The organism is Streptomyces sp. NPDC058678 (assembly GCF_042714835.1).
Lineage (GTDB): Bacteria > Actinomycetota > Actinomycetes > Streptomycetales > Streptomycetaceae > Streptomyces.
The window spans coordinates 1-15,434 of the sequence record NZ_JBHXSG010000048.1 but is presented as its reverse complement, the minus strand read 5'-3'; the positions used below and the strand labels follow the sequence as shown (position 1 = coordinate 15,434).

The window sequence follows — 15,434 nt, the reverse complement described above, 5'->3', positions numbered from 1 at the left end:
TCTCCCCCTGTGTCGTTGTGTCGTGTGCTGCCTGCCGCGCTGTCCTACAGGTGCGGCAGGATCGATGGCATCAGGTCCTGGAAGGTGCGACCGTTGGCCGGAGTACCGAGGGCCGTCATCGTCCAGCCGGGACCCGTGCGGTGCACCTTGGCCATGATCTGCGCCGTGTACGCGCCGCCGCCCGCGAGCGTGTAGCGGGCGAGCTCCTGGCCGTTCGTCTCGTCGACCAGACGGCAGAACGCGTTCTGCACTTCCTGGAAGGTCTGGCCCGTGAACGAGTTCACGGTGAAGACGATCTGGTCGATGTGGACCGGCACCCGTGACAGGTCGACGAGGATCGCCTCGTCGTCGCCGCCCTGACCCACGCCGCCGACCAGGTTGTCGCCGGTGTGGCGTACCGAGCCGTCGTCGCTCACCAGGTGTCGGAAGAAGACGACGTCGACCGGCTGCTTGTCCGCGAACAGGACGGCCGAGGCGTCCAGGTCGACCTCACGGGTACGCGAGCCGAACAGGCCGCGCCGGGGAGCCGCCTGCCAGCCGAGACCCATGCGTACCGCCGTCAGGCTGCCGCCGTCGGACTTCTGCAGGCTGATGGCCTGACCCTTGGTCAGATTGACGCCGCCACCGGGCGCGCCGCCCTTGGATACGTCCACCACGCGCTGATCCCCTCTCGTGTTTCCCCTGTTGCCGCGGGATCCGCGGATGACCAGCACCCTACGCAGGGCCACTGACAGTGCCGTACCCCGGTCCACACTTTGTGTCGGTCTTGCAACACAGCGCGTATCCACGGGGTGTCGGGCAGGTCCGGAGGCGCCGGTTCCGGTCGGTGACCGGCGCCCCGTCGGGCCGTCAGGCCAGGCCGGCTTCCCTCATCTGACGGAGTTCCTTCTTCATCTCGGAGACCTCGTCGCGCAGTCGGGCCGCGATCTCGAACTGGAGGTCGGCTGCGGCGGCGCGCATGCGTTCGGTCATCTCCTCGATCTGTTCGGCGAGCTCGGCCGCGGGACGGTCGGTCGGCACCGTCTCCTTGGACTTGCCCTTGGCGGCCTTGGTGCCCTTGGCCGCCTTGCCACCGAGGGCGGGCACGGGTGCCTTGGCGCCCTTGCCCTCCTTCAGCTTGCGGTAGCCGGAGCCGAGCAGCTGCTCGGTGTCGATGTCCTCGCGGGCGATCTGCGCGACGATGTCGTTGATCTTCTTGCGGAGCGGCTGGGGGTCGATGCCCCGCTCCTCGTTGTACGCGACCTGCTTCTCCCGGCGGCGGTTGGTCTCCTCGATGGCCTTCTCCATCGCCGGGGTGATCTTGTCGGCGTACATGTGGACCTGGCCGGAGACATTGCGCGCCGCGCGGCCGATGGTCTGGATGAGGGAGGTGCCGGAGCGCAGGAAGCCTTCCTTGTCGGCGTCGAGGATCGCCACCAGGGACACCTCGGGCAGGTCGAGGCCCTCGCGGAGGAGGTTGATGCCGACGAGCACGTCGAACTCGCCGGACCGCAGTTCGCGCAGCAACTCGACGCGGCGCAGCGTGTCGACGTCGCTGTGCAGATAGCGCACCTGGATGCCGAGCTCCAGGAAGTAGTCGGTGAGGTCCTCGGACATCTTCTTGGTGAGGGTCGTGACCAGGACGCGCTCGTCCTTCTCGACACGTCCCCGGATCTCGTGCACCAGGTCGTCGATCTGGCCCTCGGTGGGCTTGACGACGACCTCCGGGTCGATCAGGCCGGTGGGGCGGATGATCTGTTCGACGGCGCCGTCCGAGCGGGAGAGCTCGTACTTGCCGGGGGTCGCCGAAAGGTAGACGGTCTGCCCGGTGCGCTCCTGGAACTCCTCCCACTTCAGGGGGCGGTTGTCCAGGGCGGAGGGCAGCCGGAAACCGTGGTCGACGAGGGTGCGCTTGCGGGAGGCGTCGCCCTCGTACATGGCTCCGATCTGCGGGACGGTGACGTGGGACTCGTCGATGACGAGCAGGAAGTCGTCCGGGAAGTAGTCCAGCAGCGTGTTGGGCGGGGAGCCGGGCTGCCGGCCGTCGAAGTGCATCGAGTAGTTCTCGACGCCGGAGCAGGAGCCGATCTGGCGGAGCATCTCGAGGTCGTACGTCGTGCGCATCCTCAGACGCTGCGCCTCCAGGAGCTTGCCCTGCTTCTCCAGCTCGGACAGGCGCTCCCCCAGCTCCTTCTCGATGTCGTTGGCGGCCCGCTCCAGGCGCTCGGGGCCCGCGACGTAGTGGGAGGCCGGGAAGACGTACAGCTGCTGGTCGTCGCTGATGATCTCGCCGGTGAGCGGGTGCAGGGTGGACAGTGCCTCGATCTCGTCGCCGAACATCTCGATGCGGACGGCGAGCTCCTCGTAGACCGGGAAGATCTCGACGGTGTCACCGCGGACGCGGAAGGTGCCGCGGGAGAAGGCCAGGTCGTTGCGCGTGTACTGGATGTCCACGAAGCGGCGCAGCAACTGGTCACGGTCGACCTCGTCGCCGACTCTGAGGGGGACCATGCGGTCCACGTACTCCTGCGGAGTACCGAGGCCGTAGATGCAGGAGACCGAGGCGACCACGACGACGTCACGGCGGGTGAGCAGTGAGTTCGTCGCGGAGTGGCGCAGCCGCTCGACCTCCTCGTTGATCGAGGAGTCCTTCTCGATGTAGGTGTCCGACTGGGGGACGTAAGCCTCGGGCTGGTAGTAGTCGTAGTACGAGACGAAGTACTCGACGGCGTTGTTCGGGAGGAGCTCCCGGAACTCGTTCGCCAGCTGGGCGGCCAAAGTCTTGTTCGGCGCCATCACGAGCGTGGGGCGCTGGAGCTTCTCGATCATCCACGCGGTGGTGGCGGACTTGCCGGTGCCGGTCGCGCCGAGCAGGACGACGTCCTTCTCACCGGCCTCGATGCGCCGGGCGAGCTCGGCGATGGCCGCGGGCTGGTCGCCGCTGGGCTGGTACGGACTGACGACCTCGAAGGGCGCCACCGTGCGTTCGATGTGGGAAACGGGCCGCATGCCATCAACCGTACGACCCCCCACTGACAACGCGGCCGGATCAGCGATTCTGCGAGGTCACGGGGGTCTCGGTGGCCCCGGCCGGATCAGCGGTTCTGCGGGGTGCGGGAGTCCTGGAGGTCCAGGTCTCGGCGGGTGCGCAGGGAAGGGCGGCGGGCGGGCGGGTGGGGGACGAGCTCTCGCGCGGGGACGCCTGGCTTGTTCTCGACGGGTGTCCGAGCGGGCTTCCCCATGATCATCAGCGGATCGAACATCACGACGACGCCCGCCAGGAGCAGGAAGGCGAGCGGACCGATCATCATGGGCGCGATCAGGGAGGCCGCGGAGTCGCCCCCGGTGGGGGCCGTGGAGCTGTGCAGATGGACCCTGAGGGCGGCCATGCCGGTGTAGTGCATACCCGTCACGGCGAGCCCCATGACGAGGCTCGCACCGACGCTCCACAGGAAACCCCGCACCTGTCCGGCCGCCCACAGCGCGGTGGTGGCGGCCACGACCGCTATGACGACGGAGGCGGCCACGGTGAAGGTGTTGTACTCCAGCTTGCCGTTCAGGCGCATGCCGGCCATGCCCAGGTAGTGCATCGAGGCGACGCCCAGGCCGGTGATGGCTCCTCCGGTCATCAGGGCCGTGCCGGACGCCCCCCGGTAGCCGACGATGAAGATCCCCAGGCCCACCATGACGATGGCGACGCCAAGACTCGCGAAGGTCATGGCCCTGTCGTAGTGGATCGGCGCCTGCTCGACCTTGAAGCCCATCATCGCGATGAAGTGCATGGTCCATATGCCCGAGCCGATCGCAGCCGAACCGAGGGCCAGCCAGCCGGGGCGCCAGGAGTTGCTGACCAGCATGGATCTGGTGGTGCAGCGCAGACCGAGGGCACCGCCCAGGCAGGCCATGAGGTAGGCCACCACCGGTGTGACGAGTCCGTAGCTGAATCCGTCGACCGTGCCTTGCATGCGCGGCTGTCCTTCCGCCCTCTTGCGTCCCGGAATTCCCTGATGTTCGGCCCCTCCCAGGACCGGCCGAGCGGTCAGGGTCGACGCAGAGAGTATGACTCCCACCGGAATGGTCGAACGATTTTCCGGCAAAGAAACACGCCCTTGCCCCAGTTGTGCGGTACCCGTGAGCGGCCTTGGGGCAACTCCATTCAAGTTGTGGCCATTGTGTAGCCCTCTTCCGTTGACTCTCTGCTGTCACAGTTGAACTGTCCGTAATAGCTCGACGCGAGGAGTGCGCATGCACGCGCGCACAGTTGCCGCCACGACCACCGCGCTCCTGGGAGCCGCCGCCTTCCTGCCTCCCACCCCCGACGTCAGGACCGACGGCAAGCGGCCTGCGGTCATCGCCCACAGAGGCGCCTCCGCCTACGCACCCGAGAACACCCTGGCCGCCGTCGACAAGGCGGCCGGGCTGGGCATCGACTGGGTCGAGAACGATGTCCAGCGCACCAAGGACGGCCGGCTCGTCGTCCTGCACGACGACAATCTGCGGCGCACCACCGACGTCGAGGAGGTCTTCCCCGACCGGGCGCCATGGAAGGTGCGGGACTTCACCGCCGCCGAGATCGCGTGCCTCGACGCGGGGAGCTGGTTCGGCCCCGCCTACGCAGGGGCGCGCGTGCCCACGCTCGAGCAGTATGTGCGTCGCGTCGAGGTTCACCACCAGAAGCTGCTCCTGGAGATCAAGAACCCGGACCTGTACCCGGGCATCGAGCGCCAGACCCTCGAGGTCCTCGGCAACGAGGGGTGGCTCGACCGGCGGCACGTCGCGGGCCGGCTGATCGTGCAGAGCTTCAGCGCGGCCAGCGTGCGCGCGGTCCACAAACTGAGGCCCGACGTCAAGACCGGGCTCCTCGGTACGCCGCCCGTGGCGGACCTGGACTCGTACGCGACCTTCGCCGACCAGATCAACCCCTCGCACGGCTCCCTCTCCTTGGGGTACGTCTCGGCCGTCCACGCCTTCACGGGTCCGCACGGCAGGCCACTGGAGGTTTTCGCCTGGACCGTCGACACCGCTGCCGCCGCCCACCGGGTCGCCGGCTACGGCGTCGACGGCATCATCAGCAACCAACCGGACCTGGTGGGCGCCGCGCTGCGCTGGGGCTGACCGCCCCCGCCCGAGCAGCCCCACGGCCCCGGGAGGCTCCCCGCGCTTCCCCGGGCGTTGTCAGTGGCGGGTCGTACGGTGGGTCGCATGAGCAGCCCTGGGCAGTACGAGCAGCAGGTCGTGTGGACCGTCGTCGCCACCGCCATCGGTCCGCTGCTGCTGGCCGCGACCCGCGAGGGTCTGGTCACCGTGGTGTTCCACGCCACGGACGCGGTCCGCGACAAGGCGCTGGACCGGCTCGCCTCCCGGCTGGGCCGCGAGCCCGTCGAGGCACCCGGCTCCCCGCTGCTGGCCGAGGCGATACGCCAGGTGGAGGCGTACTTCGCCGGTGAGCGGCACGATTTCGAGCTGCCGCTGGACTGGTCGCTGGTCTCGGGCTTCAACCGGCAGGTGCTGCGCGAACTGGCGTCCGGCGTCCCGTTCGGAACGGTCGTCGGGTACGGCGATCTGGCGGGGCGCGTGGGTCAGCCGGGCGCTGCCCAGGCGGTGGGTGTGGCCATGGGCTCCAATCCGCTGCCGGTCGTCGTGCCCTGTCACCGGGTCGTGGAGAGCGACGGCGGCATCGGCGGGTTCGGGGGCGGCCTGGAGACCAAGCGGAAGCTGCTGGCCCTGGAGGGCGTGCTGCCCGAGCCGCTGTTCTAGCCGAGGCCGGTCCGACATCCCCCGAAGGCAGGCCACGCCACCCGCGCGTGGCCCCCTCGCCCGCTAGTCGTAGTGCCGCGCCTCGAAGACGTTCCCGTCCGGGTCGCGGAAGTAGAAGCTCCGCCGGGCCGGTCCGCGGGCACCGAAGGAGTCGTACGAGAAGTCCGAGACGGGGACCGACCGCTCTTCCAGGCGGGCGCGCAGTGCCTCGAAGTCGTCGGCGGGCAGGGCCAGGCAGACGTGGTTGACCGGGTGGCCCGCGCTGTCGGCGGCGCCGGGGACCATCTGCATGCGCTCCGCCATGGAGAGCGGCATGAGGTCGAGGATGGTCTCGTCGTTGAGCCGTACGGAGGGAAAGGGTTCCGTCCCCGCGGCGAATTCGGTGAGCCTCAGGGGTTCCAGGCCGACCGCCTTCTCATAGAAGTCGGCCGCCGCCACCGGGTCGCGCACCCAGAGGACGACGTGGTCGAGACGTGTGGTGTTGTCCGTCATGGACCCCAGGCTGGTGTCGTCCCCCACAGGCCGCAAGTGTTTGGCGGGGTGCGCCGCCCGCCAGAGATGAGGGAAGACCGAACGACAGGAGGCAGGCACGTGGTGCTGGTGGTGTCCGAAGAGGTGCGTGACGCGATCGACGCGCGTCGACCGGTGGTGGCGCTCGAGTCCACGATCATCGCGCACGGGCTGCCACGCCCGCGCAATCTGCAGGTGGCGCTGGAGCTGGAGGACGTCGTACGGCAGGAGGGTGCCGTGCCCGCGACGATCGCCGTGCTGGACGGACGGCCCCATGTCGGCCTGGACAAACAGCAGTTGGAGCGGGTCGCGAACGAGGACGGCATCCGCAAGCTGGGCCACCGCGACCTGCCGCTCGCGGTGGCCTCCGGGGCGAGCGGGGCGACCACGGTGTCGGCGACCGCGCTGCTGGCGGCGCTGGCGGGCGTGCGGGTGTTCGCCACGGGTGGGCTCGGCGGGGTGCACCGGGAGTGGACGGTGACGCAGGACGAGTCGGCCGACCTCGGCCTGCTGGCCCGGACGCGGATCACCGTGGTCTGCGCGGGTGTGAAGTCGATCCTGGACGTGCCGGCGACCCTGCAGCGGCTGGAGACGCTGGGCGTGGCGGTGGCCGGGTACGGCACGGACCGGTTCCCCGGCTTCTACCTGTCCGACTCGGGGCATCCCGTGGAGTGGACGCTGGACAGCCCCGGTCAGGTGGCGGACGTCATGCGGGCGCAGGACGCGGTCGACGGGCCCGAGTCGGCGCTGATCGTCGCCAACCCGGTGCCGGAGGAGGAGCAGCTGGATCCCGAGTTGCACGCGCGCGTGCTCGCCGACGCGCTGCAGGCGTGCGAGGCGGACGGGATCACGGGCCAGGGAGTCACGCCGTTCCTGCTGAACTACCTGGTGCGGCACACCGACGGCGCCTCGCTGACCGCGAATCTCGCGGCGGTGCGCGGCAACGTACGGCTGGCTGCGCAAATCTCGGCGGCCTGGGCCGGGACGTGACGGCACGGCGGCCTGGGCACGGTGCGGCCACGGCGGAGCACCCGCGCAGTGGAGTGCAGCCGGATGCGCTCCTGGTCGTCGGGGACGTCGTGACGGATGTCGTGGCCCGGCACCGAGGTCCCCTCGCGGCGGGTACCGACACGGCCGCGACGATCCGGACGGTGCCGGGCGGCGCGGGCGCCAATGTGGCCTGCTGGGCGGCTCACGTGGGCGATGCCGAGGTGCGGCTGCTCGGACGAGTGGGCACGGATTCTGCCGCCTGGCACGAGCGGGAGCTGGTCGCGTGCGGTGTACGGCCCCGGCTGGTCGTCGACTCCGATGCGGCGACCGGGACGGTGATCTGCCTCGTCGACGCGGGGACAGCCGCCGAGCGGACGTTCCTCACGGACAGTGGGGCGTCGCTACGGCTCGCGCCCGACGACTGGTCGGACACACTGCTCGACGGGGTCGCGCGGCTGCACTTGTCGGGCTACCTGCTGTTCTCCGAGCCGAGCCGCGCGCTGGTGGCGGTCGCAATGGAGGCGGCACGCGCGCGTGGGGTACCGGTGAGCCTGGATCCCGCGTCGGCCGGTTTCCTCGTGGAGCTGGGGGTCGACCGCTTCCTGGCGCTCGTCGAGGGCGTCGACGTACTGCTGCCCAGCCGTGACGAGGCATGCCTGCTCACGGGATTGACCGAGGCGGCGGACGCGGCGGCCAAGCTGAGCCGCCACGTTCCGCTGGTCGTCGCCAAGCAGGGCGCGGAGGGCGCGCTGGTGGCCCGCTCCGGCACCGTCGTCGCGCACGTCCCGGCGGTACCGGCGACGCCCCGGGACACCACCGGAGCGGGCGACGCCTTCACTGGCGCCTTTCTCGCCGCCCTCCTCATGGGCGCCGGGCCCGAGGCCGCGGCGGCGGAGGGGTGCCGGGCGGGTGCCGTGGCGGTCGAGTGGGTGGGGGGTCGGCCGCCGGTGGACGGCTGACGGGAGCGGGCGGCTCGGATGCGTACGGCCACCGTTCCGCCTTCGCGGGCTGACGGCGGCGGTTCACGCCCGTCTCCTACGGCTTGCGCCCCCACGACGAGATCATCGGTGCCGTGGCGAGGTCCATGCTGCCGGAGGCCACGTTCGTGAGGTGCCGGTCGATGTCCTGGTCCGTGGCGATGCCCGCGGTGACGAGCTGGTCGCGGATCTGGCGGATCGTGGCGGATTCCAGCGCGGCGCAGGCGGGCGAGGTGACCGGGAAGTACGCGTCGGCCTCCACCCGGCACAGGCCGGCCTCGCGGAGCAGGCGCGGAAGTCTGCGGCCGTAGGCGAGGTCGGCACCCCGGTCGGCGAGCAGTTGGCGGAAGCCCTGCCGCAGCCTGTTCGCCAGCTCCTGCTCGGGGCCGTGCTCGTCGGGGCAGAGCAGGGGCTGCAGGGCGGGGTCGGCGTCCTCGACCAGCATCCGTCCGCCGGGCCGCAAAGCCTTGACCATGGATCGCAACGCCCTTTCGCGGTCCGGTACATGGACGAGGACGAGGCGGGCGTGGACCAGGTCGAATTGCTCCCCCGGCGGCTCGTGCGCACCCACGTCGTGGACGCGTACCTCGACCGGCGGCCGGGCGGCCGCGGCGAGGCGGGAGGTCTCGATGTCGGTCGCGACGACCCGTCCGGTCGGGCCGACCTTCTTGGCCAGCCAGGACACCACGGAGGTGCCTCCGGCGCCGACCTCCCAGCACCGCCAGCCCGACCCGATGCCGAACGCTTCGAGGTGCCGGAAGGTCGTGGGGTCGAAGAGGGTGGCCAAGGCGTCGAAACGCTCCGCCGCCTCGTTCTGCCGGTTGTCGAGGAGATACCCGTCGGTTCGCGTCATGCCGTGATCATCCCAGTTGCCCGTCTTGTTCGGAGCGGTCGACGCGTCGCCTGCGACGAGATGGCGGACGCCCGGTCCGCAGGGTCCGCCGTGTCCACGGCCGAGTCCGTCGTCCACAGCCGGGAACAAAGCGGAACCCTCTGTTCCCACAGGCTTACCCGGTCCACACCCCGAGCTGGCAAACTGGCTCGCCAGGGCGCGGAAACGCGGCGCGAGGGAGATCCACGCAAGGAGATCCAGATGTCCATGGCAGGGAATCTGCGGAAGGTCACGAGCCTCAGCAGGGTCGGCGGCCTCCGCAAGGTGGCACGGCTGGCACGGCGGCGCCCGCGCGTCGACCTGAGCCACCCGGCCCGGTCCCCGCTGGGCTCGTCGGTGGTGAACTGCGTGACGTACCGGGACGGCGTCCGGGTGCCGGCCGGCGTCGATCTGGTGGACGCTGTCGAACGGGTGCGCAAGAACCGCGACGGCTTCGTCTGGCTCGGCCTCCACGAGCCGACGGACGAGGAGTTCGCGGGTATCGCGGAGCTCTTCGACCTGCATCCGCTGGCGGTCGAGGACGCGGTCGAGGCCCACCAGCGCCCCAAGCTGGAGCGCTACGACGAGACGCTGTTCGCCGTGTTCAAGACGGTCTGCTACGTGGAACACGAGGAGCTCACGGCGACCAGCGAGGTGGTCAACACCGGCGAGATCATGGTGTTCGTCGGCCACGACTTCGTGATCACGGTACGACACGGACGGCACGGCTCGCTGGGGCCGCTGCGCGAGGAGCTGGAGGCCGCTCCCCAGCAGCTCGCCAAGGGACCGGCCGCGGTGCTGCACGCACTCGCGGACCACGTGGTCGACGACTATCTGCACGTCACCGATGCCGTGCAGGCGGACATCGACCTGGTCGAGATGGCCGTCTTCGCGGAGAACGGCGCGCGGGTCGACGCCGGGCGCATCTACCAGCTCAAGCGTGAACTCCTGGAGCTGAAGCGGGCCGTGGTCCCTCTCGGCCGGCCGCTCGAGGATCTCGCCACGCGGCCGATCCGGGTGGTCGATCCGGAGATACAGGCCTACTTCCGCGATGTCTCCGACCATCTGCTGCGGGCCAGGGATCAGATCGCCGCGTTCGACGAACTGCTCAACTCGATTCTGCAGGCGCACCTCGCGCAGGTGACGGTCGCGCAGAACGAGGACATGCGGAAGATCACGGCGTGGGCCGCGATCATCGCCGTGCCGACGATGATCTGCGGGGTGTACGGCATGAACTTCGAGCACATGCCGGAGCTGCACTGGCGGTACGGCTACGGCATGGTGATCGGCGTGATATCCGTCGGATGTCTGGCGCTGTACCGCGGCTTCCGGCGCAACGGCTGGCTCTGACGACCGGGACCACAGCCGCCCGCCGACGGGGTCGGTGTCAGCCGGGTGTCCTGGCGTAGACGCTCTCGGCCCAGGTCGCGATCTGGTCCTCCGCCAGGTTCCGGGCCAGGTCGGCCTCGCTGATCATGCCGACCAGGCGCTTGTTCTCGATGACGGGGAGTCGGCGGATCTGGTGCTCCTGCATCTCGTGGAGCACCTCGCTGACATCGGCGTCGGCGTCGATCCAGCGTGGGGTTCCGTGGGCCATCTCGCCCGCGGTGACCCTGGCCGGGTCGTGGCCCATGGCCACACAGCCGACGACGATGTCGCGGTCGGTGAGGATGCCGCAGAGCCGCTCGTTCTCGTCGCTGATGGGCAGTGCTCCGACGTTCAGCTCGCGCATCAGCTGGGCGGCGCGGTCGAGGGTTTCGTGGGCGGGGATCCACTGGGCACCACGGTGCATGATGTCTCCGGCAGTGGTCATGGGGTACCTCCCGGTGCCGGGCGGCCGGCGCGGCGCGAGGGAGAGCACCGCAAGTCCCGGCGTCCTACATTCTCGCCGCGCGACCAGACGCACGCACCCCGGACCTCCCGGCCGGACCGAGAGGGCCACGATCTTCGTCGGCGGGACGACGCGGCTGCCCCCCCCGGACCTCGTCGTCCTTCTCGGCGGGCGGGCCGATGCCGAGGCGCTTGTGCGAGAGGCCGTGCGGGGGGGCCGCTTGCCTCGTCCGAGGTGCGAACCTCCGCGGCGTTCCCCGTATCGGCCTCTCGGTCTTCGACCCCGCAACCCCTGAGGGCTCGGATCAGCCCTTCCACGCCGGGTGTCGTGGGTCGTCGGCGCGTACCAGGACGTCGGCCGTGGCGGCCGGGTCGGTCTCGCCCTGGTAGCGCTCGAAGGCGGGGAGGGTCCAGTGCTCGGCCTCGGGGGTGCGGCGGCGCAGGGCGCCGGACGAGAGGAGGACGTGGACGGTCAGGTCGAAGGGGAACCAGTGACGCAGCAGGAGGGGGCCGTGCAGCAGCAGGAAGCCGCCTGGCGGGAGTTGGACATAGGGGCTGCGGGTGGCGCGGTCCGTGGCGGGGTCCCACAGGTCGGGCAGGACGCGGCCGTCGCCGCCGGGTTCGAGGGAGCCGAAGACCTCGCGCCAGAGGGCACCGGTGTCGAACCAGCCGTCGTAGTAGGCCTCCACGTCCTGGTGGCCGTACTCCAGGCGGAGCGAGGCGGGACGCAGGAAGCCGTGGGTGCCGACGACCAGCGAGCGGCGGCCGCGTACGCGCAGGGCCTCGCAGACGCGGTCGGCGAGGTCGCCCGGGCGGGCGGCCGGGGCGCCGTCGAACGCGATGCGAGGCCAGGGGCTGCCGTCGGCCGGCTTCAGGTCGAGGAGTCGCTCGGCCAGGAGGTCGCCGAGCCGGTCCCAGGTGATCGCTTCGAGTCGCACACGGCCCATGATGCGTCAGGCCCGCGGCGACGGGTCGCCACCGGGCTGTCCGCGAAGCTGCTGGGGGTGAAGGGGCGGCCGGGTCGCCTGGCTGCCGGTGGTGGACGGCCCCGAGGCGTTCCCGCCGGGGACGGCCTTTCGCGCCGGTGCGCACGGCAGGTCCGCGGCGCCTGCGGGAGGAGGCGCCGGCCTGGTCGACCGAGTGCTGCCCACGCCGGGCGGCGGCCGGTACCGCCCGTTGCGCGCACCGGGCGGTACCGGCTCGGGGCAGCGGGTTACCGAGGGTGCCGGGGCACGGCCACGGCGGACGCCCTGCCGTATGCCTGTCTCCCGTGGCCAGTGGCGGCGCAGCGTCGGACACCGGTGTCGAGACGCCGACGCCGCGTCGGACGCCGGTGTCGGTGGTCTGCCCGGAGGGCACGGGCGTGGCGGAGTCGGGCGCTGAGGGCGTAGTTCCGGACGTCGGCGGCGGGAATGAAGAGGGCATGGCAGCTCTCGCAACTCCCCCGCCCCGGACCGGGCTCCTCGTCATCCAGCCGCTGCGGAGACGGCACTGCGCGGAGTGCCGCGGCGGGCCGTTGTCACTGCTCGTGCTGGAGGGCGGTGCGCCGCGCTGCCTCGACTGCGCGGATCTCGGGCACCTGGTGTTCCTGCCGCGTGGTGACACGGCGCTGACGCGCCGGTCGCGGGAGGAGAGTGCGTTGTCGGCGGTGGTCGTACGGTTCAACCGGCGCAAGGGCCGTTACGAGCGGCAGGGCGTCCTCGTCGAGGAGGCCGCTCTCGCCCGGGCCGAGAGGCGGTGCCTGGCGGACGCGGAGGCCCGTCGGCGACGCCGGGTGCGGGATGCCGCGCGGCGGGCGGCTCAGGACCTGCGGTTCGCCGATGCCTTCGCGTCGGAGATACGGCGGCTCTTCCCGGGGTGCCCGGCGGACCGGGCGCGGGCGATCGCCGAGCACGCCTCGGCCCGGGGCAGCGGGCGGGTCGGGCGGAGTGCGGCGGGTCGCGCGTTGTCCGACGGGGCGGTGGTCTCGGCGGTCATGGCGTCCGTACGGCACGTGGACACGCCGTACGACCAGTTGCTGATGAGCGGTGTGGCACGGCATGAGGCGCGACGGCGGATCGCGGCGGCGGTGGAGACGGTGCTGCGGGGGTGGCGGGCGGAGGGGACGGCGGGAGCGGCGGCGGAGGTCGGCTGAGGGGCGGGCGTTGCCGGCGGAGCACTGGACGCTCGCGCATGCCCTCGCGCGGTTCGGGCATGGTTCGTGGGTCTGGGCGGGGATTCACTTGTGGTGACCGGTGGTGCTGGGCGGCGGCGGGTGGGAGCCCGGCCGGATGTGGGAGTGGGTGTCGGGATGATCGAGGGACCGTATTTCGCGCTGACCGTGCTGGGGGTGCTGGGGACCGCGCTGGTGGCCGGGGTCTTCTGCGGGTTCTCGACGTTCGTGATGCGGGGGCTCGCCGCGTTGCCGCCCGCGCAGGGGGTCGCCGCGATGAACGCGATCAATGTGAGCGCGGTGCGTCCGGCGTTCATGGTCGTGTTCGCCGGGTCGGCGGTGCTGTGCGCGGTGATCGCGGTGGTGACGTTCGTGCTGTGGCCGGACGAGGGGACGGTGGAGCTGCTGGTGGGCAGCGGGCTGTACCTCTTCGGCGTGTTCGGGCTGACCATGGTGGCGAACGTGCCGCGCAACGACGCGCTGGCCGAGCTTGATCCGGGCAGCCGGGAGGCGGCCGCGTACTGGCCGACGTACGTCCGGGAGTGGACGCTGTGGAACCACGTCCGCACGGTCGCCTCGGCCGCCGCGGCGGTGGCGTACCTGCTGGCTGTCACCTGATTGCAGAGGGCCTGCCGACGGGCGAGAAGGCTCTGCACGCGTGACCGATGGGACGTATCGTGGCCGAAAGATGCTTCGAAAGAGTGCCGCCCGATGACGCACGGCCACGTCGGACGCGCAAGCGTCGCACGCGTACGCAAGGAAGACGCTCATGGCCGATCCCAAGGGATTCATGACCACGCCTCGCCAGGACTGGCCGCGCAGGCCGGTCGAGGAGCGAGCCCGGGACTGGGACGAGGTGTACGTCCCGGGGGCGCTGCTGCCCATCATCAGTAAGCAGGCCGACCGCTGCATGGACTGCGGCATCCCCTTCTGTCACGACGCCTGTCCGCTCGGCAACCTGATCCCCGAGTGGAACGACCTGGTGTCGCGGGAGGACTGGCGAGCCGCCGCCGACCGGCTGCACGCGACGAACAACTTCCCCGAGTTCACCGGCCGGTTGTGCCCGGCGCCCTGCGAGACGGGGTGTGTGCTGGCCATCAACCAGCCGGCGGTCACCATCAAGAACGTCGAGGTCGCCATCGCCGACCGGGCCTGGGAATCGGGGTTCGCGCCGCCGCGGCCGCCGGAGCGGCTGTCCGGGCGGACGGTCGCGGTGATCGGGTCGGGGCCCACCGGGCTTGCCGCGGCACAGCAGTTGACCCGGGCGGGGCACACGGTCGCCGTGTACGAGAAGGACGACCGGCTCGGCGGGCTGATGCGGTACGGCATCCCCAGGTTCAAGATGGAGAAGCACCATCTGGAGCGGCGGATCGAGCAGATGCGGGCCGAGGGCACGAAGTTCCGTACGTCGACCGCGGTCGGGCGGGACATCGGGGCCGCCGAGCTGCGGGCGCGCTACGACGCCGTCGTGATCGCCACCGGAGCGACGGCCTGGCGTGAACTTGACGTACCGGGGCGGGAGTTGGTCGGCATCCACCAGGCGATGGAGTATCTGCCGCTGGCCAACCGGGTGTGCGAGGGGGACCTGGAGGTCTCGCCGATGTCCGCCGCCGGCAAGCATGTCGTCATCGTCGGGGGTGGTGACACGGGGGCCGACTGTCTGGGCACGGCGGTGCGGGACGAGGCCGCGTCAGTAACGCAGTTGGACATCTACGCGCAGCCGGGCGCCGAGCGGGACGAGGACACCGATCCCTGGCCGACGTACCCGAAGGTCTACCGGCTGTCGGCCGCGCACGAGGAGGCCGGCGTGCTGCGGACGGCCCCGGCGGCGGACGCGGACGCGCGGCTGTTCGCGGCGTCCACGCTGCGCTTCACCGGGGACGCCGACGGACACGTACGGTCACTGCATCTGGTCGAGGTCGACGCGCGGCGCCGCCCCGTGCCGGACACCGGGCGGACCCTGCCCGCCGACCTCGTGCTCCTCGCCCTCGGTTTCTCCGGGCCCGACCGGGCCGACGGCCTCGTGGACCAGTTGGGGCTGGGGCTGGAGCCGCGCGGGACGCTCACGCGGGACGCCGGCTTCGCGACCAACGTGCCCGGCGTGTTCGCCGCCGGTGATGCCGCGCGCGGTCAGTCGCTGATCGTGTGGGCCATCGCGGAGGGGCGGGCGGTGGCGGCGGCCGTCGACCGCCACCTGACGGGGAGTTCGCGGCTGCCGGCACCGATCGGTCCGTACGACCGGCCCATGGTCGTGTAGGGCCCGACCGCCTAGCTGTATTGATCACGAGCGTTGTTAACGCTGACCGGGCTTGAACATGGCGAAGGCCTCCGTGTGTGGTGGAGGTGTCGAATCTTCACCGCACGGAGG

15 protein-coding genes are annotated in these 15,434 nt (G+C 71.0%); 8 read left to right on the top strand and 7 right to left on the bottom strand.

The features are described 5' to 3' along the window. Window positions 1-44: 44 nt before the first annotated feature. From ACFWWR_RS34010 to ACFWWR_RS34000, 3 genes are all read right to left on the bottom strand, one after another. Complete coding sequence (locus tag ACFWWR_RS34010) at window positions 45-611, bottom strand: TerD family protein (protein ID WP_383860845.1); 567 nt, start codon at window positions 609-611, stop codon at window positions 45-47. A gap of 238 nt (window positions 612-849) precedes the next feature. Further along, the gene (gene uvrB / locus ACFWWR_RS34005; protein WP_383860703.1) at window positions 850-2,988 is read right to left on the bottom strand and encodes an excinuclease ABC subunit UvrB; all 2,139 of its coding nucleotides are present in this window, start codon (window positions 2,986-2,988) and stop codon (window positions 850-852) included. Between the two features lie 86 nt (window positions 2,989-3,074). Continuing rightward, complete coding sequence (locus ACFWWR_RS34000) at window positions 3,075-3,944, bottom strand: MHYT domain-containing protein (protein WP_383860700.1); 870 nt, start codon at window positions 3,942-3,944, stop codon at window positions 3,075-3,077. A 280-nt stretch (window positions 3,945-4,224) separates the two neighbouring features. Here ACFWWR_RS34000 and ACFWWR_RS33995 point away from each other — a divergent pair, with 280 nt between their 5' ends. After that, window positions 4,225-5,094 (top strand): glycerophosphodiester phosphodiesterase family protein, encoded by an 870-nt coding sequence (locus tag ACFWWR_RS33995; RefSeq protein WP_383860697.1) that lies wholly within the window; start codon window positions 4,225-4,227, stop codon window positions 5,092-5,094. A gap of 87 nt (window positions 5,095-5,181) precedes the next feature. Next, window positions 5,182-5,736, top strand: a complete 555-nt coding sequence (locus ACFWWR_RS33990) for a methylated-DNA--[protein]-cysteine S-methyltransferase (protein WP_383860694.1) — start codon at window positions 5,182-5,184, stop codon at window positions 5,734-5,736. Window positions 5,737-5,799: 63 nt separating this feature from the next. Here the strand turns inward: ACFWWR_RS33990 and ACFWWR_RS33985 are convergent, their stop codons facing one another. Beyond that, window positions 5,800-6,228, bottom strand: a complete 429-nt coding sequence (locus ACFWWR_RS33985; RefSeq protein ID WP_384307330.1) for a VOC family protein — start codon at window positions 6,226-6,228, stop codon at window positions 5,800-5,802. A 99-nt stretch (window positions 6,229-6,327) separates the two neighbouring features. On the opposite strand from ACFWWR_RS33985, the gene ACFWWR_RS33980 reads away from it, so the two are divergent. Together ACFWWR_RS33980 and ACFWWR_RS33975 are read left to right on the top strand one after the other, a co-directional pair. Beyond that, window positions 6,328-7,236 carry a pseudouridine-5'-phosphate glycosidase gene (locus tag ACFWWR_RS33980; protein ID WP_384307327.1) on the top strand — a complete coding sequence of 303 codons (909 nt, stop codon included), beginning with the start codon at window positions 6,328-6,330 and terminating at the stop codon, window positions 7,234-7,236. Window positions 7,237-7,289: 53 nt separating this feature from the next. Continuing rightward, a complete protein-coding gene (locus ACFWWR_RS33975) occupies window positions 7,290-8,195 on the top strand; it encodes a carbohydrate kinase family protein (protein WP_384307391.1) in 906 nt (301 codons plus the stop codon). A gap of 76 nt (window positions 8,196-8,271) precedes the next feature. On the opposite strand, the gene ACFWWR_RS33970 is transcribed toward ACFWWR_RS33975, so the two are convergent. Then, on the bottom strand, window positions 8,272-9,066 hold the full coding sequence (locus ACFWWR_RS33970) for a methyltransferase domain-containing protein (protein ID WP_383860686.1): 795 nt from the start codon (window positions 9,064-9,066) through the stop codon (window positions 8,272-8,274). A gap of 240 nt (window positions 9,067-9,306) precedes the next feature. On the opposite strand from ACFWWR_RS33970, the gene ACFWWR_RS33965 reads away from it, so the two are divergent. Then, entirely contained in the window at window positions 9,307-10,434 is a 1,128-nt protein-coding gene (locus tag ACFWWR_RS33965; RefSeq protein ID WP_384307325.1) for a magnesium and cobalt transport protein CorA, read from the top strand. A gap of 37 nt (window positions 10,435-10,471) precedes the next feature. Here ACFWWR_RS33965 and ACFWWR_RS33960 read toward each other — a convergent pair whose 3' ends face one another. After that, the gene (locus ACFWWR_RS33960; RefSeq protein WP_383860680.1) at window positions 10,472-10,897 is read right to left on the bottom strand and encodes a CBS domain-containing protein; all 426 of its coding nucleotides are present in this window, start codon (window positions 10,895-10,897) and stop codon (window positions 10,472-10,474) included. A gap of 322 nt (window positions 10,898-11,219) precedes the next feature. After that, window positions 11,220-11,861, bottom strand: coding sequence for a uridine kinase (locus ACFWWR_RS33955; protein WP_384307322.1), 642 nt, complete (start codon window positions 11,859-11,861; stop codon window positions 11,220-11,222). Window positions 11,862-12,337: 476 nt separating this feature from the next. Here ACFWWR_RS33955 and ACFWWR_RS33950 point away from each other — a divergent pair, with 476 nt between their 5' ends. From ACFWWR_RS33950 to ACFWWR_RS33940, 3 genes are all read left to right on the top strand, one after another. Then, entirely contained in the window at window positions 12,338-13,048 is a 711-nt protein-coding gene (locus tag ACFWWR_RS33950) for a DUF2293 domain-containing protein (RefSeq protein ID WP_384307319.1), read from the top strand. 156 nt (window positions 13,049-13,204) lie between these two features. Further along, complete coding sequence (locus tag ACFWWR_RS33945; protein ID WP_383860671.1) at window positions 13,205-13,684, top strand: DUF1772 domain-containing protein; 480 nt, start codon at window positions 13,205-13,207, stop codon at window positions 13,682-13,684. Window positions 13,685-13,835: 151 nt separating this feature from the next. Next, window positions 13,836-15,323 carry a glutamate synthase subunit beta gene (locus ACFWWR_RS33940; RefSeq protein WP_384307316.1) on the top strand — a complete coding sequence of 496 codons (1,488 nt, stop codon included), beginning with the start codon at window positions 13,836-13,838 and terminating at the stop codon, window positions 15,321-15,323. Window positions 15,324-15,434: the final 111 nt, after the last annotated feature.